The sequence below is a fragment of the Catellatospora paridis genome (assembly GCF_009720365.1).
GTDB classification, from domain to species: domain Bacteria; phylum Actinomycetota; class Actinomycetes; order Mycobacteriales; family Micromonosporaceae; genus Catellatospora; species Catellatospora paridis.
On the sequence record NZ_ML769318.1, the window covers coordinates 33,836 to 58,725 of the forward strand.

Genomic DNA, 24,890 nt, shown 5'->3' on the forward strand with positions numbered 1-24,890 from the left:
CCGCCGACGAGCGCAGCGAGGAGACGGCATGAGTGTCACCGAAGCCGCCGTCGAGAACCCGCCCATGGGCGAGCCGCCGCGTCGGCGTACCCCCCGTCTCGTCGCGGCCGTGTGGGCCGCGGCACGCAACGGCTGGCGGCAGCTCACCAGCATGCGCACCGCGCTGATGCTGCTGTTCCTGCTGGCCGTCGCGGCGATCCCCGGGTCGGTCCTGCCGCAGCGCTCGGTGAAGGTCGAGGACGTGCAGCGGTTCTATGCCGCCAACCCGCGGCTGGCCCCGGTGCTGGACCGGCTGTGGGGCTTCGAGGTGTACGCCTCGCCCTGGTTCGCCGCGATCTACCTGCTGCTCTTCACCTCGCTGATCGGCTGCATCACCCCGCGCCTGCGCGACCACGCGAGGGCGCTGCGCACCGCCCCGCCGGACGCGCCCAAGCGCCTGGAGCGGCTGCCGCAGTCGGCCGTGCTCGACACCGCCGTCGACGAGGCTGCGGCGAAGGCCGCGCTGCGCGGGTGGCGGACCGTGCGCCGCGAGCACGCCGACGGCACGGTCACCCTGGCCGCCGAGAAGGGTTACCTGAAGGAGGCCGGCAACCTGCTGTTCCACAGCTCGCTGCTGGTCATCCTGGTCGGCGTCGGGCTCGGCTCGCTATGGGGCTGGCACGCCGGGCGGCTCATCGTCGCCGGTCCGGAGCAGGTCTTCTGCAACACCGTGCAGCAGTACGACGACTTCGGGCTCGGCCCGCGGGTCGGCGCGGGCGACCTGCCCGACTTCTGCCTGGAGCTGACCGACTTCCGCGCCGAGTATCGCGCCGACGGCATGCCGGTCTCGTTCGCGGCCGACGTGACCGCCACGGACTCGGCGCACGGTGACCTGGGCCGGCACACGTTCATGGTCAACCACCCGCTGCGGCTCGACGGCGCCAACGTGTACCTGCTCGGCCACGGGTACGCCCCGGTGCTGCGCTACACCGACGCGGCCGGGGTCACCCAGGAGACCGTCGCGCCGTTCCCGTACACCGACCCGACGCTGACCAGCCAGGGCGTGGCTGCGTTCCCGGACGCCAACGGCAGCGACAAGACCAAGCAGATGGCGTTCTCCGGCACCTACCTGCCGACCAAGGACGGGCCCCCCTACCTGCGCTCGGACCACCCCGAGGAGCGCAACCCCGCGCTGATGCTCACCGCCTACCGCGGGGACCTGGGGCTGGACGCGGGCATCCCGAGCTCGGTCTACGACCTCGACCAGCGCCAGCTCGACGCCGGCCGGCTGAAGAAGTACGGCGAGCCCAAGCTGATGCGGGTCGGCGAGACCTGGACGCTGGAGGACGGCAGCAGGGTCGAGTTCGTCGGCACCCGGCAGTGGATCACGGTGTCCATCCGGCACGACCCCGGCGAGCCGATCGTGCTCACCGGCGCGGTGCTGCTGCTGGTCGGCCTGCCGCTGTCGCTGTACGGCAAGCGCCGCCGGGTCTGGCTGCGGCTGCGCCCCGACGGCACCGCCGCGGCGGGCGGCCTGCCCCGCACCGAATACCCCGGTTTCGAAGACGAGTTCCGTTCCCTGGTCGAGAGGTGGCAACGGTAGTGGCAGAACTGTCCGACGGCCTTCTGGTCGTCACCCTGCTTTCGTACCTGGCCGCGATGCTGCTGCACGCGGGCGAGTACGCGTTCGGCGACCGCGGGCGCATCGCCAACGCGGCCGCTTCCCTCGCTGCCCCGGCCCGGGAGCTGGTCGGGGCCGGTGCGCCGGTCGTCACCGAGGCGCCGCACGCCTACGCGGCCCCGAGTGTCACCGGGACCGACGACGCGGCCGCTGGTGCGGCAGGCGGCACCCGGTCGCGGGCCGGATGGCTCGGCCCCGCGGCGGTCGCCGCGACGATCCTCGGCGCGTCGGCACACGTGATCACCGTGGTGACCCGCGGTATCGCCGCCGAGCGGCTGCCGTTCGGCAACATGTACGAGTTCGTGCTGTCGATCACGGCGCTCGGCAGCGTCATCTGGCTGGGCACGCTGTACTTCCAGCGGCAGGTGCGCCACCTCGGCCTGTTCGTGATGCTGTTCGAGGTGCTGCTCGTCGGCGTGGCCGGCATGGTCCTCTACACCCCGGTCGGGCCGCTGGTCCCGGCGCTGGACTCGTACTGGTTCGGCATCCACATCGGCGCGGTGATCACCTCGTCGAGCCTGTTCATGGTCGCGGGGGCCGCGTCGATCATGTACCTGGTGCGGACCGGTTACGACAACGGCAAGCGCGGGTTCCTTTACGCCTTCGGTGGCCGCCTGGCCAACGCCGAGGCCGTCGAGCGGCTCTCCTTCCGCCTGCACGCGTTCGCGTTCCCGATCTGGACCTTCGGCGTCACCGCCGGCGCGATCTGGGCCGAGGTCGCCTGGGGCCGGTACTGGGGCTGGGACCCGAAGGAGGTCTGGGCGTTCATCTCCTGGGTCGTCTACGCGGGTTACCTGCACGCGCGGGCCACGCCGAGCATCAAGCGATCCACGGCCGCCTGGATCGCCGTGATCGGCTTCCTGACGATGATGATGAACCTGTTCGGCGTCAACATCTTCTTCACCGGCCTCCACTCCTACGGCGGCGTCTAAAGACAAACGGAAGGGCACCTTCTCAACGCTCCGCGTTGTTGAAGGTGCCCTTCCGTTTGTCCAGGTCAGCAGGTGGTGGTGGTCCAGGAGGTGTAGGGGCGCTGCCAGTCGAGGCAGTAGGTGGCGAAGTCGGCGCCGGGGGCGGTGGGGACTTCGGCGTTCCAGGGGCGGAGCGAGCCGTCGGGGGCGGATTTGAGCTGGACGTTGTCGATGGCCAGGCGGGGGATGACGACCGTGCCGGGGTCGGCGGGGTCGGCGTGGACCTCGACGTACTGCTCGATCTCGGCCTGGCCGGTCAGCGGCAGCGGGCGGCTGGTGAGCAGGTTCCACCTGTCGCCCCACCACAGCCAGGCCTGCCAGGACGGCCGGTCGCCGGTGGCCTCGGTCTGCAGGTGCAGCCACAGGCGGTCGCCGGGGGCCACCGCGTACTGGTCGTAGAAGGCCCAGGCGCGGGTGGCCGTGTCGTAGGTGTAGACACGCTGGCGGGCGTTGCCGGACCAGCCGGTCTCGGTCCAGCCGACCTCGAGCCAGGCCTGCTCGCTGCCCTGGCCGGCCTTGGCCATGAACCGGGCGGCGACGAAGTCGTACGTGCCCTGCCGCACCCCGGTGTCGCCGACCTCGATCCGCCCGAGCACGCCGGACCAGCGGCCCCGCGTAGTAGCGCCCAGGTGGTGGTAGCCGGGGCTGGGCACGGCGTGCGCGACCGGCTGCACGACGGTGGCGTACGAGCGGCACGCGTTCGGCGCGGTCAGGCTGGGTGGCCCGGTGGGCACGGTGGTGGAGGCGGGACGGCCGGTGGGGCAGTCGGGCATGGCGCCGGTGGCCGTCCCGGCGGTGCATCCGGCGACCAGCGCCAGCAGTGCCGCCGCGAGAATGCGGGTGAGGCGGGGGTTCACATCCGGGTCAACCGGTCGAGCCGGATGCGGGTGACGATGGCGTACGCCGCAGCGCGTCGCCCCTCCCCGGCGGAGTGACGGGGCGGATGCGAGGATGCCAGCATGGCGGCACCGCGTTTCCCGTTCGACGACCTGCAGGGCTTCCTCGGCGCGCTGGAGCGGGCCGGTGAGCTGCACCGGGTCACCACCCCCGTCGATCCGACGCTGGAGATCAGCGAGATCGTCACCCGTACCGTGCGGGCCAAGGGCCCGGCGCTGCTGTTCGAGAAGCCGACCCGCGGCATGATGCCGCTCGCGATCAACATCTTCGGCAGCGACCGCCGCATGGCGATGGCGCTGGGCGTGCAGGACTTCGACGAGATCGGCGCCCGGATCGGCGAGCTGGCCAAGCCGGAGCTGCCGCAGGGGTTCAGCGGCATGATGGACGGCCTCGGCAAGATCATGCAGCTGAAGTCGCTGCCGCCGAAGAAGGTCCGGAGCGCGCCCTGCCAGGAGGTCGTGCTCAAGGGCGACGAGGTCGACCTCGACATGCTGCCCGGCCTCGTCATGTGGCCCGGCGACGGCGGCATCTACCACAACTACGGTTTGACCCATACCAAGCACCCGGAAACCGGGAAGCGCAATCTGGGTCTCTACCGGCTGCAGCAGCACTCGCACAACAGCGTGGGCATGCACTGGCAGATCCACAAGGACTCGACCGCGCACCACGCCGTCGCGGAGCGCCGCGGCGAGCGGCTGCCGGTCGCGATCGCGTTCGGCGCGGACCCGGTGGTGTCGTACGCGGCGAGCGCGCCGCTGCCCGGTGACATCGACGAATACCTGTTCGCCGGGTTCCTGCGCGGGGAGCGGGTCGAGCTGGTCGACTGCCTGACCGTGCCGTTGCAGGTGCCCGCCACCGCGAACGTGATCCTCGAAGGCTGGGTCGAGCCCGGCGAGCGGCTCCCCGAGGGCCCCTTCGGCGACCACACCGGCTTCTACACGCCGGTCGAGCCGTTCCCGGTGCTGCACGTCGAGTGCATGACGATGCGCCGCGACCCGATCTACCACTCGATCATCACCAGCAAGCCGCCGCAGGAGGACGGGCCGATCGGTCTGGCCACCGAACGCATCTTCCTGCCGCTGATCAAGATCCTGGTGCCGGACATCGTGGACTACCACATGCCCGAGGCGGGTGTGTTCCACAACTGCCTGGTCGTGGCGATCAACAAGCGTTACCCGAAGCACGCGCAGAAGGTGATGAGCGCGGTCTGGGGCGCGCACCTGCTCAGCCTCACCAAGCTGATCGTGGTGGTGGACGACGACTGCGACCCGCGTGACCTGCGGGAGGTCGCGTTCCGCGCCTTCGGCAACGTCGACTACGCGCACGACCTGGTGCTGACTCAGGGGCCCGTCGACCACCTCGACCACGCGTCGTACCAGCAGTTCTGGGGTGGCAAGGCCGGCGTCGACGCCACCCGCAAGCTGCCCACCGAGGGCTACACGCGCGGCTGGCCGGAGGAGATGCGGATGGCCCCCGAGATCGTCGCGAAGGTCGACAAGCGATGGAAGGAGTACGGGTTCGGCGAGAACCCGTCGCGGAAGGGTGGGGGCAAGTGAGCACCGCTTCGCAGGACTCCGTCGGCGTCACCGCGTCCGATGGCCCCGCGCTCGGAGAGCCGGGCCGGGTCAAGGCGTTCCTGAAGCTGGTCGCGATCGAGCACTCCGTGTTCGCGCTGCCGTTCGCGTACCTGTCCGCGCTGGTCGCGATGGATCGGACCCTCGGCCGCGTGGACTGGCTCACGCTGCTGCTGATCACGGTCGCCATGGTCGGGGCGCGCACCTTCGCCATGGCCGCGAACCGGATCATCGACCGGCACATCGACGCGCGCAACCCGCGTACCGCCCAGCGTGAGCTGGTCACCGGGGCGGTGAGCGTGCGCACGGCCTGGCTCGGCGCGGCGGTCGCCCTGGTCGTGTTCATGGGCGCGGCGCTCGCGCTCAACCCGCTGTGCGCGCTGCTGGCGCCGCTGGCGGTGGTGCCGCTGGTGCTGTACCCGTATGGCAAGCGCTTCACCGACTGGCCGCACGCGATCCTCGCGCTGGCGCAGGCCGTCGGCCCGATCGGGGCCTGGCTCGCGGTCACCGGGACCTTCGCCGGGTCGGGCCCGGCCTGGCTGCTCGGCCTCGCGGTGGGGCTGTGGATCGGCGGTTTCGACCTGATCTACGCCTGCCAGGACGCCGAGGTCGACCGGCAGATCGGCGTACGCAGCGTGCCCGCCCGCTTCGGCGTGCGCAACGCGCTGCTGATCTCGACGCTCACCCACGTGGTGACGTTCGCGCTGTTCGTCTGGTTCGGCGCGTGGGTCGGCCTGGGCTGGCCCTGGTGGATCGGCCTGGCGCTGACCGCGGCCGCGTTCGGCTACCAGCACGTCATCGTGACCCCCACCGACCTGTCCAAGGTGAACCGCGCCTTCTTCACCGCCAACGGCTTCGTCGCCATCGGGTTGTTCGTCTTCGCGGTGGTCGCCCTTCTGGTCTGACCCGCTGGCGCGGGTCAGCGGTGGCCGAGGTGGCCGGTCCAGCGGGTGAGCAGGGTGTGCGGGACGGCGGCGGCGTCGAGGACCTTGCCGGCGACGAAGTCGACGAGCTGCTGGGCCTGGGCGTTCGCGCCGCTGCCGTAGAAGCCGGGGCTGGCCGGCAGCACCACCGCGCCCGAGTCGATCAGCTCGACCAGGTGCAGCAGGTGGCTGCGCGTCACCGGGGTCTCCCGCGGCACGATCACGACCGGGCGGCGCTCCTTGAGGTTCACCTCGGCCGCCCGCTGCAGCAGATCCTTGGACAGGCCCAGCGCGATGCCGGCGCAGGCCGCCGTCGAGGCCGGGACGACGATCATGCCCTTGGCCCGGTACGAACCGCTGCTCGGTCCCGCCGCGAGATCACCGGCGGGCCAGTAGCGCAGGTCGGCGTCGTCGAGCGGCGCGTCGAGCCAGGTGGCGAGGTCTTCGCGCCAGTGCGCGTCCCGGAACGCGTGCCCGGTCTCGTCGAGGATGGTCAGCCGGGCAGCGCGGGACACGACGAGGTCGACCGCCTCGCCCGCCGCGCACAGCGCCCGCAGCACCGCGGCGGCGTACGGGGTTCCCGAAGCCCCCGAGACCCCGAGGATCCAGGGCTTACGCGGCGTTTCGTCGGCAGGCACACCCTGACCCTAGCCGGGTTGGTTGACCGACTGGACACGGCTGCCTAGCCTCAGCGCATGTCAGCCCCGTCAGCCGAAGTCAGGATCGCGGTCGAGATCGTGGTGGACCGGCCCGTGGCCCAGGTCTTCGCCTATCTGTCCGATGTACGCAACGATCAGCAGTGGTGGAGAGGGATCCACTCCGCCCGCCGGACCGCCGGCGACGGCGGCGTCGGCACGATGTACGAGCTGGACGCCACGCTGCTGCGGGTGAGGCACCAGACCCGGATCGAGGTGACGGCACAGGAGCCGCAGCGCAGCCAGACGATCGCGGTACGCAGCGGCCCGCTGCCGTACACCGCCCACTACGAGTGGACGGAACTGGCCCCTGCTCGCACCCGCTTCCGGCTGGTCGCCGAGATCGGTGCCGTCCGTCCCTGGGCCTGGTTCGGCCCGCTGCTCAACCCGCTGCTCTCCCTGCTCGCCCGCCGCTACTTCCGCCGCGTCCCCGCGATCATCGAAGCCGCCACCCCCGCCTGACCGCCGAGGCCTGGGTCAGATGGCGTACTCGCCCAGGGGGTCAGTGTGGGCGTGGGAGTACATCCGCTCGTGGAAGCGGACGAACCGGTCGATCAGGGTGGTGGCGCGGCGGTCGTCGAGGCGGGCGTCGAGGGCGGCCAGGCCGGCGGCGAGGCGCGCGCTGTGCAGGGCGTACAGGCCGGAGTAGTAGGCCAGGCTGTCGGCCAGGGCGGTGAGCGCGCCGGTGGCGTCGGCGGCGCGGCGGGCGTGCCAGAGCGCGACGTTGGCCTCGCCGTTGACGATGTCCTTCTGCAGGCGGTTGAACGCGGCGTCCGGGTCGACGGCGAGCCGGTCGAGGGCGCCCTCGGCGGTGTCGGGCCCGCCGGCGTCGCAGGCCCGCACGATGCGGTTGATCAGCGCGTGCTGCTGCACCGCGGGCATCCGCAGCAGCCGGGTGCCCAGGTCGTTCTGCAGCCGCACCAGCAGCGCGGCATCGGACAGCAGGTCGCTGAGGGTGCCGTCGGCGAGCACCGCGCGCTGCGCGGGCACCGGCGCCAGCACGTCGTTCAGCACGCAGACGAAGTAGCCCAGCGTCGGCAGCACGAGGATGCTCTGCCCGCCGAGCGCGGCCAGGTCGAGCCGAGACAGATGCTCCGCGCGCAGGGTGCGCTCGACGGCCCGGTAGCGGTCGGCCAGGCCCTGCCGCACCAGCGAGGCGGTGGGCGCGCCGTCGATGCCGTCGACCAGGTCGCGGCAGCTCTCCACGTTGGCGACGAGTGCGGCCCACAGGCCGTACTCGACGTCCTGCAGCAGCGGCGCATCGGCGCCGACGTGGCGGGCGTAGTCCTCGGCCATGCCGGCGCGTTTGCCCTTCACCAGGCTCTGCTCGAAGCCGGAGGCGTGGCGGGCGGCCTCGCGGGCCGGTCCGGACAGCAGCAGCATGGCGGGGGTGTTCCGGCCGGGGACCAGCGCCTGGAGCATGGACCGGTTGAGCGCGCCGATCAGCTCGAGCCGGCGGGTCTGGGCGGCGTCGAGCAGGGGGTGTCCCAGGCCGATGGCCAGGTCGTCGGAGACGACCTCGAACACCTGGTAGGCGTTCATCAGACCGGCGTGCTGCAGCATGGCCGGCCAGTCGTCCTCCTCGACCAGGCCGCTGAGCATCCTGATGTTCATGGTGACGAGCTGGACGACGCCGGTGCTCTGGAGGTATTCGTGCCGCCGGGGATTGTCCGCCGAATAGGCCCACGTGGTGAAGTCCCGGTAGGGGCCGGCGGGCATGTGCCGCCGGGTGGTCTCGGTCAGCGCCGAGCACGTCGCGGCCAGCAGCTGGGCGGCGCGCCGGTTGGTTGGCATGCGGCGACTCGATCCTCGGGTCCGGCACGGGCCACACGGTTCGGTGGCCCGTTCAAGGAACGTGGTGAGTCCCTTCCCGCGGACGGAGGCGAGCGCCGGGACGTGCCGTGTTCCTGGCGCCGGGTCAGCGCCGCTGATGAGGGTACGACCATTACGACCGCCGTGTCGTACCGCTCGGTAGAGGTCCTGGTTGGACCGCTGCGGTCAGTATCCGCCCGGCCGGCTGCCCGCCGCCCGCGGTGTCGCGCCCGCGCCGGGCGGCGACGCGGGGCTGGGGCTGCCCGGCGGGTTGTCCTCGTCGAACTCGCCCTCGCCCTCGAGCAGTGCCCGCACCTCCGACTCGCGGAACCGGCGGTGGCCGCCCGGCGTGCGAATGCTGCCGATGCGTCCGGCCGCTGCCCACCTGGTCACCGTCTTTGGGTCGACCCGGAACAGCGCGGCCACCTCGCCAGGTGTCAACAGGCGATCTCCTGTGTCCACGCCCACCTCCTTGCGTCGACGGAGTTGGTTCGGGCGCACCCGGTTGCCGCCTCCGCTGGGACGTACGCCCAATTAGAGCATCATCATTAGCCGATGTCCCTAAATTGGTCGTATGCACCTTTTGGGGGGTTCACATCCATATGTTGCGAACCTCATTCGTATATTGCCCGAAGATGCGCCCCTCCGTGCCCACTCTGGAAGAAACTGCCTCTAAGGTGCTCTGTGTGGACGCGATCGACCGCAACCTGCTTGACCTGCTGCGCAACAACGCCCGCCTCTCGTACGCGGAGCTCGCGCGACAGGTCGGCCTCTCCGCGCCGGCGGTGCACGACCGCGTCGGCAAACTGGAGTCGTCGGGCGTGATCCGCGGCTACCACGCGGACGTGGAGCCCAGCTCCATCGACCTAGGCGTCACCGCGCTGATCGGCATCGTCGCCGACCCTGCCGTCGACATGGAGGACGTCTCCGCGGCGCTGCAGGGCCTGTCGGAGATCGAGTCGTGCTACTTCATGGCCGGCGAGGAGTCATACCTGGTCAAGGCCAGGGTCGGCACCATCGCGGAGCTGGAGCAGCTCATCGTGCAGCTCTCGCGCACCCGCGGGGTGGCCCGGACCCGCACTGCCATCGCGCTGTCCACCACCTTCGAGGGCCGCCCGAGGCCGCTGCTCAGCTGAAGCTCATTCGCGGAATGCTACGGTCCGGGCATGGAGCAGCTGGACAGGTGTTGTGACGACGACCGGGCGTGGGTGACCGAGGCGATCGGCAAGGTCGCGGCGGACGCCAACCGCAGCGCGGACACCCACCTGCTGCCGTTCCCGCTGCCCGTGTCGTGGGGCGTCGACCTCTATCTCAAGGACGAGTCGGTGCACCCCACCGGCTCGCTCAAGCACCGGCTGGCCCGCTCGCTGTTCCTCTACGCGCTGTGCAACGGCTGGATCCGGGCCGGCACGACGGTCGTCGAGGCGTCCTCGGGCTCGACCGCGGTCTCCGAGGCGTACTTCGCGCGCATGCTGGGGCTGCCGTTCATCGCGGTCATGCCCGCCTCCACCAGCAAGGAGAAGATCGAGCTGATCGAGTTCCAGGGCGGCGAGTGCCACCTGGTCAACGATCCGGCGCAGGTGGTCGTCGAGGCGAAGTGGCTGGCCGAGGACCGCGGCGGCCACTTCATGGACCAGTTCACCTATGCCGAGCGGGCGACCGACTGGCGCGGCAACAACAACATCGCCGAGTCGATCTATCAGCAGATGGAGCTGGAGCGGCACCCGGTGCCGTCCTGGATCGTGATCGGCGCGGGCACCGGCGGCACCTCGGCCACCATCGGCCGGTACGTCCGCTACCAGCGGCACTGCACGAAGATCCTGGTGGTGGACCCGGAGAACTCGGCCTTCTACCCGTCCTACGAGTCGGGCGATCCGACGCTGACGACCGGCAAGGGCTCCCGGATCGAGGGCATCGGCCGGCAGCGGGTGGAGGCGTCCTTCCAGCCCCACGTCGTCGACCGGATGGTGCGGGTGCCCGACGCGGGCTCGCTGGCCGCGATGCGGGTCGCCTCCGAGGTGCTGGGCCGCCGGGTGGGCGGCTCGACGGGCACCAACCTGTGGGGAGCGTTCGGCCTGATCGCCGACATGCTGTCGCGGGGTGAGACCGGCTCGGTGGTCACCCTGCTGTGCGACGGCGGCGAGCGCTACGCGCACACCTACTACGACGACGGCTGGCTGGCCGGGCAGGGCCTCGAGCTGGCCGATCCGCTGACCACCGTCCGCCACTTCCTGGCCACAGGCGCCTGGCAGGACTGATCGCCCGGGAACGGCGAAGGCGCCGCGCTCCGCCGTGGTGACGGCAGGCGCGACGCCTTCGTGTCAGCTGTTGCTCAGCTCGCGTTGCGGCGATCGCCGTAGGAGCGGTCACCCTGGGGGCGGTCGCCGTGGGCGCGCTCGCGGAACGGGCGGTCACCCTGCGGCCGGTCGGCACGGACCGGGCGGTCGCCCTGCGGGCGGTCGCCACGGAAGGGCCGGTCACCCTGCGGACGGTCACCGAAGGAGCGTTCGCCGCGGAACGGCGGCCGGTCACCCTGGGGGCGGTCGCCGTAGGTGCGCTCGCGGAACGGGCGGTCACCCTGCGGGCGGTCGCCCTGGGGGCGCTCACCGAACGAGCGCTCGCCGCGGAACGGCGGCCGGTCACCCTGGGGGCGGTCGCCGTAGGTGCGCTCGCGGAACGGCCGGTCACCCTGCGGGCGGTCACCCTGCGGGCGGTCGCCCCGGAAGGGCCGGTCACCCTGCGGGCGGTCGCCGCGGAAGGGCCGGTCGCCGTACTGGCGCGGGGCGCGGTCGCCGTAGCCACCGCGGTCGCCGTAGCCGCCTCGGCCCGAGTCGCGGCGTCCGCCGCGCTGGAACCGGGGCTCCGGCTCCTCGACCACGGGCTGGCCCGACGGCTCCACGGCACCGGTCAGCTCGACCAGCTTCGGGTCGTCGACGCGCAGCCGGTGCTCGGCGGGCTTGGCCACGCCGGCCTTCTCCATCATCGAGATGGTGGAGCGGCGCTGCTTGGGCAGCACCAGGGTGGCCACCGCGCCGGACTCGCCGGCCCGGGCCGTGCGGCCGGCCCGGTGCAGGTAGTCCTTGGGGTCCTTCGGCGGGTCGATGTGCACGACGAGCGAGACGCCGTCGACGTGGATGCCGCGCGCGGCGACGTCGGTGGCGACGAGGACGCTCATCCGGCCCTCCTTGAACTGCGCCAGGGTCCGCGTACGGACGCTCTGGGTCTTGCCGCCGTGCAGGCCACCGGCCCGCACGCCGACCTCGCGCAGCTGGTCCACCAGGCGGTCCACGCCCATCTGGGTGCGCGCGAACATGATCGTCCGACCCGGACGGTTCGCGATCGCCGCGGTGACCTTGAACTTCTCCTGCGGCGGGATCAGCAGCATCATGTGGTCCATGGTGGACACCGAAGCCTCGGCCGGGTTGGTCGAGTGCGTCACCGGGTTGTTCAGGAACCGCTTGACCAGCGTGTCCACGTCACCGTCGAGGGTGGCGGAGAACAGCAGGCGCTGCCCGCCGGCCGGGGTCTTGGCCATCAGCTCGGTGACGTCGGGCAGGAAGCCCATGTCGGCCATCTGGTCGGCCTCGTCCAGGACGGTGACCTCGATGTCGTCCAGCGCACAGGCACCGCGCTGGATCAGGTCGCCGAGGCGGCCCGGGGTGGCGATCATCAGGTCGAGACCGCGCTGCAGGCCGAGGATCTGCCGGTCGTACGGCACGCCGCCGACCGCGGTGCCGGTGTAGAGGTCCATCGCCTTGGCCAGCGGGCGCAGTGCGTCCGCGACCTGCATGGCCAGCTCACGGGTGGGCACCAGGATCAGGGCCTTGGGGTGGTGCGGGCGGGCCGGCTTGCCCTCGGCGATGCGCGCCAGCAGCGGCAGTCCGAAAGCGAGGGTCTTGCCGGAACCGGTCTGGCCGCGGCCGAGCACGTCGCGTCCGGCGAGTGCGTCCGGCAGGGTGGCGGCCTGGATCTCGAAGGGCTGGGTGATGCCGGCGCGGGTGAGCTCGCGCACCAGGGCGCGCGGCACACCGAGCTCGGCGAAGCTCGGGACGTGCTCGGTGGTGTCCTCATCGGTGGCGGCGGCGGAGTCCGCGGCCTCGACGACGGCCACGACGTCAACGACATCCGTGGTGGTGGTGGTCGCCGCTGCGGCTTCCTCGGCGGCGGCCTTCGCGGCCGCGGCCTTGCCCTCGACATCGATGTTGATCTCGAAGACGGACGGGAACAGGGCAGGGTCGTGCTGAGTCAAAGCGAAACCTCTCGGGTGGCGCATCCCCGCGCCGCGCGGCCTCGTGCCGCTGCAAGTCACCCGCAGGAACGCTCGAGGGCGCGCCTAGCGCGCCCAGAACAACCCGTTGAGTGTACCGGTATTCGCCGCCACCGCCCCGCGAATAACACGGCGGTGTAGTGGGGGTCACCCCGCAGCCCTGTTTCGGCGGGGTGACCTGGGTCACGCCGAGGGCGTCGGGGTGGGGGTCGGCGACGGCGACGGGCTGGCCTTCGGGCTCTCCGCCGCGGGCGATTCGGGGGACGGCGACTCCTCCGGTTCCGGGGACGGCGACTCGGCCGGCGGGGCACTCGGCGAGCTGCTGCTCGACGGCGAGGCGCCGACCGTCGGGCTCGGTGAGGCAGTCCTCGTGGGCGACGGGCTCGCGGTCGGAGTCGGGGCGGGCTGGTTCGGGGCCGGCAGCGCGTCCACCACCCGGGTGGCGAAGTCGATGCTGCCCAGGCTCACCGTCGCGGGTCGCACCACGTCGCCGGTGCGGGGCGCGTGGACCATCTTGCCGTCGCCGAGGTACATGCCGACGTGGTGGATGGTGCGCCAGTCGTTCGGGTCGGTGGCGAAGAACACCAGATCGCCGGGGAGCAGCGCGTACTTGCTCACGGTCTTGGCGCGGGTGCCGTAGTACTGGTCCTTGGCGACCCGGTTGAGGGTGATCCCGGCCGCCTTGTATGACGCCAGCATCAGACCCGAGCAGTCGTAGGTGTTCGGACCCTCGTCGCCCCAGCGGTAGGGCTTGCCGCGCTGGCTCAGCGCGAACAGGACGGCCCGCTGCGCCTTGGCGGCCGCGACCAGGCCGGCGTTGCTCTTGCCGGGGCTGTAGGCGGAACCGAGGTTCTGCTCCTGGACCTCGCGCAGCCGGTCCGCTTCGGACTGAAGCTCGGCGAGTCGCCGCTTCAGCTCCAGGAAGGCGGTCTCCTTGCGCTTGAACTCCTTCTCCACGGCCGAATACGCCGTGGACGCCTGTTGCTCGGCGGTGATGGCCGTGGTGAGCACCGTGTAGGCCTGGCGCTCCTCCTGCTGCGCGGTGGCGAGGTCGTTGAGCACGGCCTCGGTCTCCGGCGTCGAGGCGGTGCGCGGGATCAGCTGCCCCAGCTCGCCGAGCGAGTCGCCCAGGTGCGGCGGCGCCTTCACGGCGGCCTGGTATTCGGCGACGGCGGCGGCCTCGGCGGCCTCCTTGGCCGTGCGCAGGGTGTCGGCCGTGGCGCGCCAGGCGTAGTCGGCCATCGCCTTGGCCACGACCGTGTTGGTGTAGGCCTGGTAGAGGTCGCTGCGGCGGGCGCCGAGCACGGACAGCTCCAGCTCGGCGGCGCTGTACTGCGCCAGCAGTGCGGCCTGTGCCGTCAGCGGCTGGGTGCGCGGCTGGCTGAGCGAGCCGAGCGGCAGGGTCGGCAGCCCGTCGGGCTGGGGGCGCAGGCCCGCGTCCGGGATCGCGGTGATCTTCGAACCGACGGGCGGGTCCGCGGCGGCGGGCACGGCGATGCCACCGGCGATGAGCGCGCTGAGGACGGCCGAGCCGACCGCAAGCTGGCTCTGCCGACGCGCTTGCCCGCTTCGACGCTTGGACATCAGTGGCCCCGCCCTCCCCGTTGGTCCCACAGAGTTCCTACCGGAAATCAGGTTCGATGTCGACCCTTCTGTCCCGGTGGCGTCTGGTTGAACAACGGCTGTCAAGGGCAGCAACAGGCACTCTGGCGGCACGTCGTAGGCTCACTGCCATGGACGTGGGTTTGAAGCGTGAGCTGGAGCAGAAGGTCTATGCCGGAGAGCGGCTCAGCCGCGAAGACGGTGAGGCGCTCTACGCGAGTGACGATCTGGCCTGGCTGGGGCGGCTCGCGCACCACGTGCGCACCGAGAAGAACGGCAACCGGGTGATGTTCAACGTCAACCGGCACCTGAACCTGACGAACGTCTGCTCGGCCAGCTGCGCGTACTGCTCGTTCCAGCGCAAGCCGGGCGAGAAGGACGCTTACACCATGCGGGTGGAGCAGGCCGTCGCCAAGGCGCTGGAGATGAAGGACGAGCAGCTCACCGAGCTGCACATCGTCAACGGTCTGCACCCGACGCTGCCGTGGCGCTACTACCCGCGCGTGCTCAAGGAGCTCAAGCAGGCGCTGCCGAACGTCAAGCTGAAGGCGTTCACCGCTACCGAGGTGCAGTGGTTCGAGAAGATCTCCGGCCTGACCGCCGACGCGATCCTCGACGAGCTGATGGAGGCCGGCCTGGAGTCGCTGACCGGCGGTGGCGCCGAGATCTTCGACTGGGAGGTCCGCCAGCACATCGTCGACCACGCCTGCCACTGGGAGGACTGGTCGCGCATCCACCGGCTGGCGCACAGCAAGGGCCTGCGCACCCCCTCGACGATGCTCTACGGCCACATCGAGGAGCCGCGGCACCGCGTCGACCACGTGCTGCGCCTGCGCGAGCTGCAGGACGAGACCGGCGGCTTCACCGTCTTCATCCCGCTGCGCTACCAGCACGACTTCCACGACAGCGCGGACGGCAAGATCCGTAACCGGATCCAGGCGCAGACCACCATGGCGAGCCCGGCCGAGTCGCTGAAGACGTTCGCGGTGTCCCGGCTGATGCTGGACAACTTCGACCACATCAAGTGCTTCTGGGTCATGCACGGCCTGTCGCTGGCCCAGCTGTCGCTGAACTTCGGCGTGGACGACCTCGACGGCTCGGTCGTCGAGTACAAGATCACGCACGACGCCGACTCGTACGGCACCCCGAACACCATGCACCGCGACGACCTGCTCCACCTGATCTGGGACGCCGGGTTCACCCCGGTCGAGCGGGACACCCGCTACCAGGTCGTCAAGGAGTACGACGCGCCGGTCAGCATGGCCGAGCGGCGCAGCGAGCCGCAGCAGGTCTGGGCCTGACGGGGTGGCCGACTCCAGCCCGGCCGACGAGCAGCGCAAAGGCCCGCGGCGGGACGCGTCCGGGCGCATCGTCGCGCTGACCGACCTGGTGGCGTACGCGCTGGCCGGGTACGTCATCAGCGTGCTCGGCATGGTCGCCTTCGACGGCCTGTTCGCGCTGCTGGGCATGGGCGAGTTCGGTGACCTCACCGGCTGGCTCGCGGTGATCTTCCCGGCGATCATCTTCGTGGAGCAGTTCAAGGCGGCGGCGGGCCACCGGGGGCGGCTCGCCGTGGCCCCGGCCGCCGGCCTGCTCGCGGTGGTGCTGGGCGTGCTCGCCGTGGGCGTCGCGTCCGGTTTCCCGCCACTGGTCTCCGGTGGGCTGGGCGCGCTGGTGACCACGGTGGTGTACGCGGTGCTCTGGCACCTCGGGCTGGCGGTCGCCGACCGGGGCTGACCCGCGTCCCGAGCGGGGCTGACCGAGGACCGGCAGCTTCGGCGGCTACCCTGGACCGGTGAGTCCTGCTGTCAAGTACACGCTCGCCAGGCTGGTCCTCTTCCTGGCCGTCTTCGCCGCCCTGTGGTTCGTGCCGAACCTGAGCCTGCTGCTCAAGCTGATGATCGCGATTCTGGTCTCGGCCGCGGCGAGCTGGTTCCTGCTGCGCAACCTCCGTGACGACGTGACCGCCCAGGTCGAGAGCGCGGTGGACCGCCGCAAGGCCGAGAAGGACCGGCTGCGCGCCGCCCTGGCCGGCGAGACTGAGCCCACCGAGGACGTGCCCGCCGCCGTCGAAGAGGTCCACAAGACCCAGGCGTGATGAGCCTGCGCACATCCTCCACTCCGCGTCGCGTGTATCGGCACGGGTGTGTATTACGGTGTCGCCTGACTGTCCCGCAGCGAAGCCGGTGCGAACCCGGCGCTGTCCCGCAACTGTGATCCCACCCCTGCTCGGGTGGGCGAGCCAGGTCGCCTGCGGCAGTCGCGAACCACGCTCTCGAGGAAGGGCGTCTCGCGGACCGGGCTGCCCCACCTGATCGGGCCCTGTCGGCGAAGGACCTGCCTCGACCGATAGGAGGATCAGTGCGCACCCGTTTCCTTTCCCGCCGCGCCATTGGCGCGCTCGCCGCCGCCGGCCTCGTGGCCGCGCTCGCGGCCTGCGCGACGAACGACCCGGCGACCCCTGCCCCGTCGAGCGCCGCCGCGGCGTACCCGGTGACCGTCGGCTCGGTGACCCTGCCCGCGCAGCCGGTGAAGATCGTGTCGCTGTCGCCGACCACCACCGAGATGCTCTTCGCGATCGGCGCCGGCGGCCAGGTCGTCGCCGTCGACGACAACTCGAACTTCCCGGCGAACGCGCCGAAGACCGAGCTGTCCGGCTTCCAGCCCAACGCCGAGGCCGTCGCGGCCAAGAGCCCCGACCTGGTCGTGCTCAGCACCGACGCCAACAACGTGGTCGCCCAGCTGACCACTCTGAAGATCCCGGTGTACGTGGCCCCGGCCGCGGTCACCCTGGAGGACACCTACCGGCAACTCGCCGAGCTGGGCACGCTGACCGGGCACACCGCCGAGGCGACCGCGCTCGCCGGCCAGATGAAGGACGACGTCGCCAAGCTGGTCAAGGACCTGCCGAAGCGGGCGACGCCGCTGTCCTACTACTACGAGCTGGACCCGACGCTGTACTCGGTGACCTCGAAGACCTTCATCGGCTCGCTGTTCGAGCTGGCCGGCCTGAAGAACGTGGCCGACGCCGCCGACACCAAGGGCAGCGGATACCCGCAGCTCACCGCCGAGTCGCTGGTCAAGTCGAACCCCGACCTGATCTTCCTGGCCGACACCAAGTGCTGCAAGCAGGACCTGGCCGCGGTGCAGGCGCGGGCCGGCTGGGCCGGGATGACCGCCGTCAGCAAGGGCCAGGTCGTGGCGCTGGACGACGACATCGCCTCGCGCTGGGGCCCGCGCGTCGTGGACCTGATCCGCGCGATCGTCGACGCCGCGAACAAGGTCCCGGCCTGACGTGACGACGCTGCGACCGGCACGGCTGCGTCCCGGGTGGCTCGCCGCCGGGATCGGGGCCGTGCTGGTCGCGCTCGTCGCCGGGGTCGCCCTGGGCCCGGTGACGCTGCCGCCCGGCTCGGTCGCGGCGGAACTGCTCAACCTGATCCCCGGCGTGGACCTGCCGTCGGGGCTGAACGAGCGCGAGATCGCCATCATCACCGAGCTGCGGCTGCCGCGGGTGGTGCTGGGCCTGCTGGTCGGCGCGATGCTGTCCCTGGCCGGCGGCTGCTACCAGGGCGTCTTCCGCAACCCGCTGGCCGACCCCTACCTGCTGGGCGTCGCCGCGGGCGCCGGGCTCGGCGCGACCATGGCGATCGCGTTCCGGGCCGGGCCGTTCCTGCCGCTGGCCGCGTTCGCCGGGGCCGGGATCGCGGTCGTGGTCACCTACCTGCTCGGGGTGGCCGGTGGGCGGGACCGCTCGTCGGCGACGCTCATCCTGGCCGGGGTGGCCGTGTCGAGCTTCCTCGCCGCGATCCAGACCTACCTGCTGCAGCGCAACGTGGACACCATCCGTGAGGTGTACTCCTGGCTGCTCGGGCGGCTGGCCACCAACGGCTGGCACGAGGTGACGCTGCTGCTGCCGTACGTGGTGGTCACCACGGTCGTGGTGCTGGCCCTGCGCCGGGAGCTGGACGTGCTCAGCGTCGGCGACACCGAGGCGGCGAGCCTGGGCCTGCACCCGCAGCGCTCCCGGATGATCCTGCTGGCCGCGGCCTCGCTGGGCACCGCCGCCGCGGTCGCCGTGTCCGGCCTGATCGGCTTCGTCGGCATCATCGTGCCGCACGTGGTGCGGCTGCTGGCCGGTGGTTCGTACCGGTCGATCCTGCCGCTGTCGCTGCTGTTCGGCGCGGCCTTCCTGGCCCTGGCCGATCTCGCCGCGCGCACCCTGATCGCCCCGGGCGAGCTGCCGATCGGGGTGGTCACCGCGTTCTTCGGCGCGCCGTTCTTCATCCTGGTGCTGCGCTCGACCCGGCGGGTGAGCGTCTGATGCTGGCCGTCGAGGGCGTCCGGGTGACCCTGGGCGACGCCGAGATCCTGCACGGCGTGGACCTGACCGTGGCCTCCGGCGAGTGGGTCACCGTGATCGGGCCCAACGGCGCGGGCAAGTCGACCCTGCTGCGGGCCGTGGGCGGCGCGGTGCCGAGCCATGGAAAGATCATCATCGACGGTACGCCGACCAGCGCGCTGCCGCGCCGTCGCCGAGCCCAGCTGGTGGCCACGGTCGCCCAGCAGCCCGTGGTGCCGCCCGGCATGCGGGTGCTCGACTACGTGCTGCTCGGGCGCACGCCGTACATCGCCCCGCTGGGCCGCGAGTCGGCGCAGGATCTGTCCATCGTGGAGCAGGTGCTCGACTCCCTCGAACTGCGCCGGTTCACCGGGCGCGAGCTGGAGACGCTGTCCGGCGGCGAGCGCCAGCGGGTGTTCCTGGCCCGCGCGCTGGCCCAGGGCGCGCCGCTGCTGCTGCTCGACGAGCCCACCTCGGCGCTGGACATCGGCCACCAGCAGGAGGTGCTGGAGCTGGTCGACCGGTTGCGCAAGGAACGCGCGCTGACCGTGCTGGCCACCATGCACGACCTGTCCGTGGCGGGCGAGTACGCCGACCGGCTGGTGCTGCTGGCCGAGGGCCGGATCGCCGCCGACGGCCCGCCCGCGCAGGTGCTGACCGAGGAACTGCTCGCGCGGCACTACCGCGCCCGGGTCCGCGTCATCGCGGGCGAGTTCGGCCCGATCGTGGTCCCCGTGCGGCTCAGCTGATCTCGCGTACCGCCGCGACCGCCCGGTCCACGTCCGCCTCGTTCGTGACGATGCTCGTCCCGAACCGCAGGTAGGACGGGTTGTACGGGGTCGTGCTGGTGACGATCCCCTTGGTCAGCAGCGCCGAGACGGCCGACGCCGGGCTCATCGACTTCAGCTCGCAGCAGACCAGCCCTGCGGACAGCTCAGCCGACTTCGGCGTGATCAGCTTGACGCCGTCGATGCCGGCCAGGCCCTCCTTGAGCCGAGTGGCGAGGGCGGTGGTGCGCTCGGCGACGCGGCGGCGGGTCAGCGCGGCGTGGAGGTCGAACGCCTGCTCCAGCGCCCACAGGTGCTCGAAGTTGTGGTAACCGCCCGGTGACGCTGACGGGGCGGGCAGCGCGGGATCGAGTCCCAGCCAGTTCGCGAATCCCGCCTGCTCGAAGGTCGGGATCGCGGGCCGGAACCTGGCCCACGCCTCGGGCCGGCCCCACACCAGCCCGGTGCCGCGCGGCCCGAACAGCCACTTGTGGCAGCCGGAGACGAGGAAGTCGCAGCCCAGCTCGGCCGGCCCCGCGTCGACCGCGCCGAAGCCGTGCACCCCGTCCACGCACAGCAGGGCCCGCCGGTCCGGGGGCAGGTCACGGTTGTGCGCGGCGAGCACGTCGGCGATGGCGCGGATCGGCATCCGGAGTCCGGTGCTGGAGTGCACCCAGGTCACCGCGACCACCCGGGTGGCCGGAGTGAGGGACTTCGTGAGGGTGTGCACGATCTGGTCGGCACTCGCCGTGGCGGGCTCGGCGAACAGCCGCACTCTGCGCACCGTCACGCCGTCGCGGGCCGCGCGCAACCGCAGCGACTCGTGCGTGGAGTAGAAGTCGTGCTCGGTGGTCAGCACCTCGTCGCCGGGCCGCAGCGCGATCCCGCCGTAGAGCAGGCCGAGCCCCATCGTGGTCGAGTCGGTGAAGTACACGTGGTCGCCGGACCCGCCGAGGTACTTGCCGGCCGCGAGGTGCAGCCGCTGCCGCGCGTTCTCCTCCTGGGCGTGCAGGTAGCCGACCGTGTCCCGGTCCAGGCCGTCGCGGTGCCTTGCGATCGCTGCCCGCACGTCGGCGGGTGGGCTGGCGAACACGAACGCGGCGAACTGCGCCTTGGCCGTGTCCAGCAGGAACTGCTGCCGCACGCTGTCCCAGCTGCCGGGGTCCAGTGGGCCGGGAGTGGGTCGCGGGGTCTCCATGACGGGGTCGGCGTCGCACGCCGACAGTGCGCCCAGCGCGGCGGTGGCGGTCAGTCCGCCCAGCAGCCCCCGACGGCTGACAGAAAGCTCACCCATCGCCATATGGGACCACGACCGTCCTCAGTCCGCTATCCGTAACAGGGCCGGGTCCTAACGCCAGAGCCCGTCACCTCGGCAGGCTTGACGAAAGGCTGGAGGCCGGTCATGAACGTGGATGAGCACATCGCAGCGCTCCATGGGTTCATGCGCGCGGATCATGAGGAGTACATCGCCCAGGTTCGTGGCTGGGCGGAGACTGCCGATGCCGAAGGCCGCATCGCTGCCGCGCGGCAGCACTGGGCGCATGTCCGCAGGCTGGAGGCCATGGACAAGCCGTGGGAGGCCACGCCGCTTGCCGCCTAGACGCAACTTGAGTTGACCACGAGAGCCCCGTGCGGATCGGTCGTGCGGGGCTCTCGGGTGTCCGTCAGTCGCGCAGCGGGTCCGGGAGGGGTTCGGTGTGCAGGACGATGAGGCTGGTCACGGCGCGGGTGAGGGCGACGTAGAGGCGGTGCAGGCCGCGTGGTTCGGCGGCGACGATGGCGGCGGGTTCGAGCACGATGACGTGGTCGTACTCCAGGCCCTTGACCAGCGTCGCGGGCACGACGGTGAGGCGGCCGTCACCGTCCAGGTCGGACGGTTCGAGACCGGCCGCGCGCAGGGCGTCGAGCACCGCGGGCACCGCCGCGTCGGCCGCGATCACGCCGACCGAGCCCTCGCGGGTCAGCGCGGTCCGGGCCGCCGTGACCACGTCGGCGGACTCGGTTACCTCCAGCGAGCCGTCCCGCCGAAGCGAGCGGGCCGGCGGCACCGCCACGTCGAGGGCGGGCAGCAGCCGGTTGGCCAGCGCGACGACCACGGCGGGCACCCGGAAACCGGTGCTCAGCGGCACGATGCGGCCGTCGGGGCGGCCCAGGTGGCCGAGCAGGTCGCGCCAGTCGCGGGCGGCCCACGGCGTGGTGCCCTGGGCGAGGTCGCCGAGCACGGTCAGCGAGCCGTGGCCGGTGCGCCGGGCCAGCGCCCGCGCCTGCATCGGGGACAGGTCCTGCGCCTCGTCGATGACGATGTGGCCGAAGCCCGCCTGCCGGTCGAGCAGGCCGGCGACCTCGTCGGCGAGCACCGCGTCGGCCGCGGTCCACGGCGCGCTGCGCAGGCTGCGCGGCGGCTTGGCCCAGTGCAGCAGCTCCTGCTCCTCGGGGGTGAGCAGCCCGTCGGCGGCGCGGCTGCGCGCCTCGGCGTCGGTGTAGAGGTCGGCCAGCAGCTGCTGCGGGGTGACCGCGGGCCAGCAGTGGTCCAGCAGCTCCGCCACGGCCTTGACCTTGCCCATCTTGCGCAGCCAGGTGTCCGGCGGGGAGTCGCCGCGGCGGGCCTCGGACTGTCGCTGCAGCAGCCCCACCACGCGGGCGCGCACCCGCTCCCGGCCCAGGGCGTACGGCGGCTGCTCGCGGCGCACCTCGTCGACGACCCGGCGCAGCACGCCCTCGTCGACGCGCCAGCGGTAGGAGCCGTCCGAGACGGTGATCGGGCCGGTGGGCCGGGCGATCCGGGCCCACAGCGCGCGGTGCAGCACCTGTGCCATGCGCTGGTCGTGCTTGAGGGTGGCGGCCGCGACACCGTCCTCGGCGCGCACCGGCAGCTGGTCGAGCAGTTCGGCCACGGTCGCCTGGGAGACCTCCAGCTCGCCGAGGGCGGGCAGCACCGCGGAGATGTAGTGCAGGAACGCCCGGTTCGGCCCGATGATCAGCACGCCGGACCGGCGCAGCCGCTCGCGGTGCAGGTAGACCAGGTACGCGGCGCGGTGCAGGCCGACCGCGGTCTTGCCGGTGCCGGGCGCGCCCTGTACGCAGATGGTGTCCTCGAGATCGGCGCGCACCAGCTCGTCCTGCTCGGGCTGGATGGTCGCGACGATGTCGCGCATCGGGCCGACGCGGGGGCGTTCGATCTCGGCGGTGAGGATGGCGCTGCCGGTGCCCAGCTCCTGGCCGTGGTCGAGGTGCTCGTCCTCGAAGCTGGTCAGCACCGTGCTGCCGCGGGCCGGGGCGGGCGACCAGCCGAACCGGCGGCGCACCGCCACCTCCTGCGGGTCGCGGGCGCTGGCCTGGTAGAACCGGCGCGACATGGGAGCGCGCCAGTCGAGCACCATCGGCTCACCGACGGCGTCGGAGACGTGGCGGCGGCCGATGTGCCAGCGCTCGGCACCGCTGGTGGCTCGTTCCGGCAATCCGCCAGCGGACGGCTCCCCACCAGCGGCAGCCATGGTCAGCTTGCCGAAGAACAGCGGCACCGCCGGGTCGTCGGAGAGTTCCTTGATGCGCTGCGCCATCTGCCGGCCGAGCTGCTCGGCGGTGTACGCGTCGCCGGCGACCTGGTCGCCGACGGTGAACAGCTGCTCGGCGCGCTCGCGCATGGCCTTCAACGCGGCGCGCGAGGCGGTGAGGTGGGCGCGTTCGGCGGACAGTTCGTCGGCGGTCGGTGCGGTGGGGGTCTCGTTGGCGGTCGGGGTTACGGCGGTCATGGCCGTCCTCTCGGGCGAGAAAGATCGGCCGCCCGGCGCTGCGCTCCTGGATGAGCGCTGTCGGCAGTGCCCTTCACAATCGACCGACCATGGTAGCTGTCATCGACGGGCGGTCACGTGATTTTCTTTACCGGTGAGCTCCGAGGGACTGCTGAAGATCACCGACCCGTCGGTGATGCGGGCGCTGGCGCACCCAGCCCGTATTGCGATCATGGATCATCTCTCCGCCACCGGTGAGGACGCGACGGCCACCGAGTGTGCGGAGATGGTCGGCCTGTCCCCCAGCGCGACCAGCTACCACCTTCGGGCGCTGGCCAAGGCGGGGCTGATCGAGGATGCGCCGAGCCGGGGCGACGGCCGGGAACGGGTGTGGCGGGCCCGCACCCGCGGCTGGTCGTTGGAGATCGGGCCGGACGGCGGCTCCGACGCCCGCGCGGCCGAGAGCGCCGTGGCCGGGGTCTTCCTGGCCCAGGGCGACGAGCGGGTGCGCCGGTGGCTGTCGCGCTCGCACGAGGAGACGACGCAGTGGTTCGACGCCGCGCTGATGAGCGAGTTCGGCATCGTCATCACCGCCGACGAGCTGACCGCGCTCACCGACAAGATGGCCGGGCTGCTGGAGCCGTACAAGGTGAGCAAGCGCAAGGACGTGCCCGCCGACGCACGGCGCGTCACCTGCCAGATACGCGCGGTGCCGGTGGACTGACCGGCGAGCCTCACAGGTCACACCTTCCGCGGGCATCGCCCGAGCGGTCGCCCGCGGCAGGTAGGCTCCCTGATCATGAACGCGGTGCAGCGTCCCCGGGTAGGGCACATCCAGTTCCTGAACTGTCTCCCGATCTACTGGGGACTGATGCGCTCAGGCGCCCTGATCGACGTCGAGTTGCACAAGGACACCCCCGACCGGCTCAGCGAGGCGCTCGTCGCCGGCGACCTGGACATCGGTCCGATCTCGCTGGTGGAATACCTGCGCCATGCGGACGAGCTGCTGCTGCTGCCCGACCTCGCGGTCGGCTCGGACGGCCCGGTGCTGTCGGTCAACGTCGTCTCCACCAAGCCGCTGAACGAACTCGACGGCACGAAGGTCGCGCTGGGCAGCACCTCGCGCACCAGCGTGCTGCTGGCGCAGATGCTGCTGCTGGAGCGCTACGGCGCGAGCCCGGACTACTTCACCTGCCCGCCCGATCTGACGCAGATGCTGCTGGAGGCCGACGCGGCCGTGCTCATCGGCGACACGGCGCTGCGCGCGCTGTTCGAGGCGCCCAGGCGCGGGCTCACCGTCACCGACCTGGGCCAGGCCTGGCGCGAGTGGACCGGCCTGCCGATGGTGTTCGCGGTGTGGGCGGTCCGGCGTGACTTCGCCGCCGCGCACCCCGGCCTGGTCAAGGAGGTGCACCAGGCGTTCCTGCGCTCGCGCGACCTGTGCGTGGACAACCTGGACGAGGTCGCCGCGTCGGCGGCCCGCTGGGAGCCCTTCGACGCCGCCACGCTCGCCTCGTACTTCCGCGTGCTGGACTTCTCGCTGGGCGGTCGGCAGATCAACGGCCTGCGCGAGTTCGCCCGCCGGGCCGCGCTGGCCGGCCGGGCCCCGGCCCTGCCCGAGGGCGGCCCGGAGTTCATGGAGCTGTAGC

Annotated in this window: 24 protein-coding genes and 1 riboswitch; of the genes, 16 read left to right on the top strand and 8 right to left on the bottom strand. The window is 71.8% G+C overall.

All coding sequences use genetic code 11. The features are described 5' to 3' along the window. Positions 1 to 28 precede the first annotated feature (28 nt). Both resB and ccsB read left to right on the top strand, forming a co-directional pair. Positions 29 to 1,582 carry a cytochrome c biogenesis protein ResB gene (gene resB, locus F9C41_RS19795; RefSeq protein WP_155388331.1) on the top strand — a complete coding sequence of 518 codons (1,554 nt, stop codon included), beginning with the start codon at positions 29 to 31 and terminating at the stop codon, positions 1,580 to 1,582. Next, entirely contained in the window at positions 1,582 to 2,592 is a 1,011-nt protein-coding gene (gene ccsB / locus F9C41_RS19800) for a c-type cytochrome biogenesis protein CcsB (protein ID WP_155388332.1), read from the top strand. The genes resB and ccsB overlap by 1 nt, the downstream gene beginning before the upstream one ends. Before the next feature lie 65 nt (positions 2,593 to 2,657). Here the strand turns inward: ccsB and F9C41_RS19805 are convergent, their stop codons facing one another. After that, positions 2,658 to 3,488: a hypothetical protein gene (locus F9C41_RS19805; RefSeq protein ID WP_230689770.1), complete on the bottom strand. Its 831-nt coding sequence runs from the start codon at positions 3,486 to 3,488 to the stop codon at positions 2,658 to 2,660. Between the two features lie 102 nt (positions 3,489 to 3,590). Here F9C41_RS19805 and F9C41_RS19810 point away from each other — a divergent pair, with 102 nt between their 5' ends. Both F9C41_RS19810 and mqnP read left to right on the top strand, forming a co-directional pair. Continuing rightward, complete coding sequence (locus F9C41_RS19810) at positions 3,591 to 5,084, top strand: menaquinone biosynthesis decarboxylase (RefSeq protein ID WP_155388333.1); 1,494 nt, start codon at positions 3,591 to 3,593, stop codon at positions 5,082 to 5,084. Further along, positions 5,081 to 6,007, top strand: a complete 927-nt coding sequence (gene mqnP / locus F9C41_RS19815) for a menaquinone biosynthesis prenyltransferase MqnP (protein ID WP_230689772.1) — start codon at positions 5,081 to 5,083, stop codon at positions 6,005 to 6,007. The genes F9C41_RS19810 and mqnP overlap by 4 nt, the downstream gene beginning before the upstream one ends. A gap of 14 nt (positions 6,008 to 6,021) precedes the next feature. On the opposite strand, the gene F9C41_RS19820 is transcribed toward mqnP, so the two are convergent. Next, complete coding sequence (locus F9C41_RS19820; RefSeq protein WP_155388335.1) at positions 6,022 to 6,663, bottom strand: UbiX family flavin prenyltransferase; 642 nt, start codon at positions 6,661 to 6,663, stop codon at positions 6,022 to 6,024. Positions 6,664 to 6,720: 57 nt separating this feature from the next. Here F9C41_RS19820 and F9C41_RS19825 point away from each other — a divergent pair, with 57 nt between their 5' ends. Beyond that, positions 6,721 to 7,182, top strand: a complete 462-nt coding sequence (locus F9C41_RS19825; RefSeq protein ID WP_155388336.1) for an SRPBCC family protein — start codon at positions 6,721 to 6,723, stop codon at positions 7,180 to 7,182. A gap of 15 nt (positions 7,183 to 7,197) precedes the next feature. Here the strand turns inward: F9C41_RS19825 and F9C41_RS19830 are convergent, their stop codons facing one another. Further along, positions 7,198 to 8,514 (bottom strand): hypothetical protein, encoded by a 1,317-nt coding sequence (locus tag F9C41_RS19830; protein ID WP_155388337.1) that lies wholly within the window; start codon positions 8,512 to 8,514, stop codon positions 7,198 to 7,200. Positions 8,515 to 8,718: 204 nt separating this feature from the next. Further along, positions 8,719 to 8,994: a BldC family transcriptional regulator gene (locus F9C41_RS42040; protein WP_120317817.1), complete on the bottom strand. Its 276-nt coding sequence runs from the start codon at positions 8,992 to 8,994 to the stop codon at positions 8,719 to 8,721. A gap of 224 nt (positions 8,995 to 9,218) precedes the next feature. Here F9C41_RS42040 and F9C41_RS19840 point away from each other — a divergent pair, with 224 nt between their 5' ends. Both F9C41_RS19840 and cds1 read left to right on the top strand, forming a co-directional pair. Further along, on the top strand, positions 9,219 to 9,668 hold the full coding sequence (locus tag F9C41_RS19840; protein WP_120317818.1) for an Lrp/AsnC family transcriptional regulator: 450 nt from the start codon (positions 9,219 to 9,221) through the stop codon (positions 9,666 to 9,668). Positions 9,669 to 9,698: 30 nt separating this feature from the next. Beyond that, positions 9,699 to 10,790, top strand: coding sequence for an L-cysteine desulfhydrase Cds1 (gene cds1 / locus F9C41_RS19845; protein ID WP_155388338.1), 1,092 nt, complete (start codon positions 9,699 to 9,701; stop codon positions 10,788 to 10,790). A 74-nt stretch (positions 10,791 to 10,864) separates the two neighbouring features. On the opposite strand, the gene F9C41_RS19850 is transcribed toward cds1, so the two are convergent. Together F9C41_RS19850 and F9C41_RS19855 are read right to left on the bottom strand one after the other, a co-directional pair. Continuing rightward, positions 10,865 to 12,643 carry a DEAD/DEAH box helicase gene (locus tag F9C41_RS19850; protein WP_155388558.1) on the bottom strand — a complete coding sequence of 593 codons (1,779 nt, stop codon included), beginning with the start codon at positions 12,641 to 12,643 and terminating at the stop codon, positions 10,865 to 10,867. A 339-nt stretch (positions 12,644 to 12,982) separates the two neighbouring features. Then, complete coding sequence (locus F9C41_RS19855) at positions 12,983 to 14,383, bottom strand: C40 family peptidase (RefSeq protein WP_155388339.1); 1,401 nt, start codon at positions 14,381 to 14,383, stop codon at positions 12,983 to 12,985. 149 nt (positions 14,384 to 14,532) lie between these two features. Between F9C41_RS19855 and mqnE the strand changes: the two genes are divergently transcribed. The 6 genes from mqnE to F9C41_RS19885 all read left to right on the top strand — a co-directional run bounded on the left by mqnE (position 14,533) and on the right by F9C41_RS19885 (position 19,492). Continuing rightward, a complete protein-coding gene (gene mqnE / locus F9C41_RS19860) occupies positions 14,533 to 15,702 on the top strand; it encodes an aminofutalosine synthase MqnE (RefSeq protein WP_155388340.1) in 1,170 nt (389 codons plus the stop codon). Between the two features lie 4 nt (positions 15,703 to 15,706). After that, positions 15,707 to 16,138, top strand: a complete 432-nt coding sequence (locus F9C41_RS19865; protein WP_155388341.1) for a hypothetical protein — start codon at positions 15,707 to 15,709, stop codon at positions 16,136 to 16,138. Between the two features lie 58 nt (positions 16,139 to 16,196). After that, complete coding sequence (locus F9C41_RS19870; RefSeq protein WP_155388342.1) at positions 16,197 to 16,499, top strand: DUF4229 domain-containing protein; 303 nt, start codon at positions 16,197 to 16,199, stop codon at positions 16,497 to 16,499. A 29-nt stretch (positions 16,500 to 16,528) separates the two neighbouring features. Continuing rightward, positions 16,529 to 16,674, top strand: a riboswitch (cobalamin riboswitch). Between the two features lie 88 nt (positions 16,675 to 16,762). Continuing rightward, positions 16,763 to 17,695, top strand: a complete 933-nt coding sequence (locus tag F9C41_RS19875) for an ABC transporter substrate-binding protein (protein WP_155388343.1) — start codon at positions 16,763 to 16,765, stop codon at positions 17,693 to 17,695. A 1-nt stretch (position 17,696) separates the two neighbouring features. Beyond that, a complete protein-coding gene (locus tag F9C41_RS19880) occupies positions 17,697 to 18,725 on the top strand; it encodes a FecCD family ABC transporter permease (RefSeq protein ID WP_155388344.1) in 1,029 nt (342 codons plus the stop codon). Further along, the gene (locus tag F9C41_RS19885; RefSeq protein ID WP_155388345.1) at positions 18,725 to 19,492 is read left to right on the top strand and encodes an ABC transporter ATP-binding protein; all 768 of its coding nucleotides are present in this window, start codon (positions 18,725 to 18,727) and stop codon (positions 19,490 to 19,492) included. Before F9C41_RS19880 ends, F9C41_RS19885 begins: the two co-directional genes overlap by 1 nt. On the opposite strand, the gene F9C41_RS19890 is transcribed toward F9C41_RS19885, so the two are convergent. Further along, on the bottom strand, positions 19,485 to 20,804 hold the full coding sequence (locus F9C41_RS19890; RefSeq protein WP_155388346.1) for an aminotransferase class V-fold PLP-dependent enzyme: 1,320 nt from the start codon (positions 20,802 to 20,804) through the stop codon (positions 19,485 to 19,487). The two genes, F9C41_RS19885 and F9C41_RS19890, sit on opposite strands and share 8 nt — an antisense overlap. A gap of 108 nt (positions 20,805 to 20,912) precedes the next feature. Here F9C41_RS19890 and F9C41_RS19895 point away from each other — a divergent pair, with 108 nt between their 5' ends. Further along, positions 20,913 to 21,110 carry a hypothetical protein gene (locus F9C41_RS19895; RefSeq protein ID WP_155388347.1) on the top strand — a complete coding sequence of 66 codons (198 nt, stop codon included), beginning with the start codon at positions 20,913 to 20,915 and terminating at the stop codon, positions 21,108 to 21,110. Between the two features lie 64 nt (positions 21,111 to 21,174). Here F9C41_RS19895 and F9C41_RS19900 read toward each other — a convergent pair whose 3' ends face one another. Further along, positions 21,175 to 23,262: a HelD family protein gene (locus tag F9C41_RS19900; RefSeq protein ID WP_155388348.1), complete on the bottom strand. Its 2,088-nt coding sequence runs from the start codon at positions 23,260 to 23,262 to the stop codon at positions 21,175 to 21,177. A gap of 133 nt (positions 23,263 to 23,395) precedes the next feature. On the opposite strand from F9C41_RS19900, the gene F9C41_RS19905 reads away from it, so the two are divergent. Both F9C41_RS19905 and F9C41_RS19910 read left to right on the top strand, forming a co-directional pair. Next, on the top strand, positions 23,396 to 23,965 hold the full coding sequence (locus F9C41_RS19905) for an ArsR/SmtB family transcription factor (RefSeq protein WP_230689774.1): 570 nt from the start codon (positions 23,396 to 23,398) through the stop codon (positions 23,963 to 23,965). A 75-nt stretch (positions 23,966 to 24,040) separates the two neighbouring features. Further along, entirely contained in the window at positions 24,041 to 24,889 is an 849-nt protein-coding gene (locus F9C41_RS19910; protein WP_407924708.1) for a menaquinone biosynthetic enzyme MqnA/MqnD family protein, read from the top strand. The last annotated feature ends 1 nt before the right edge of the window (position 24,890 follow it).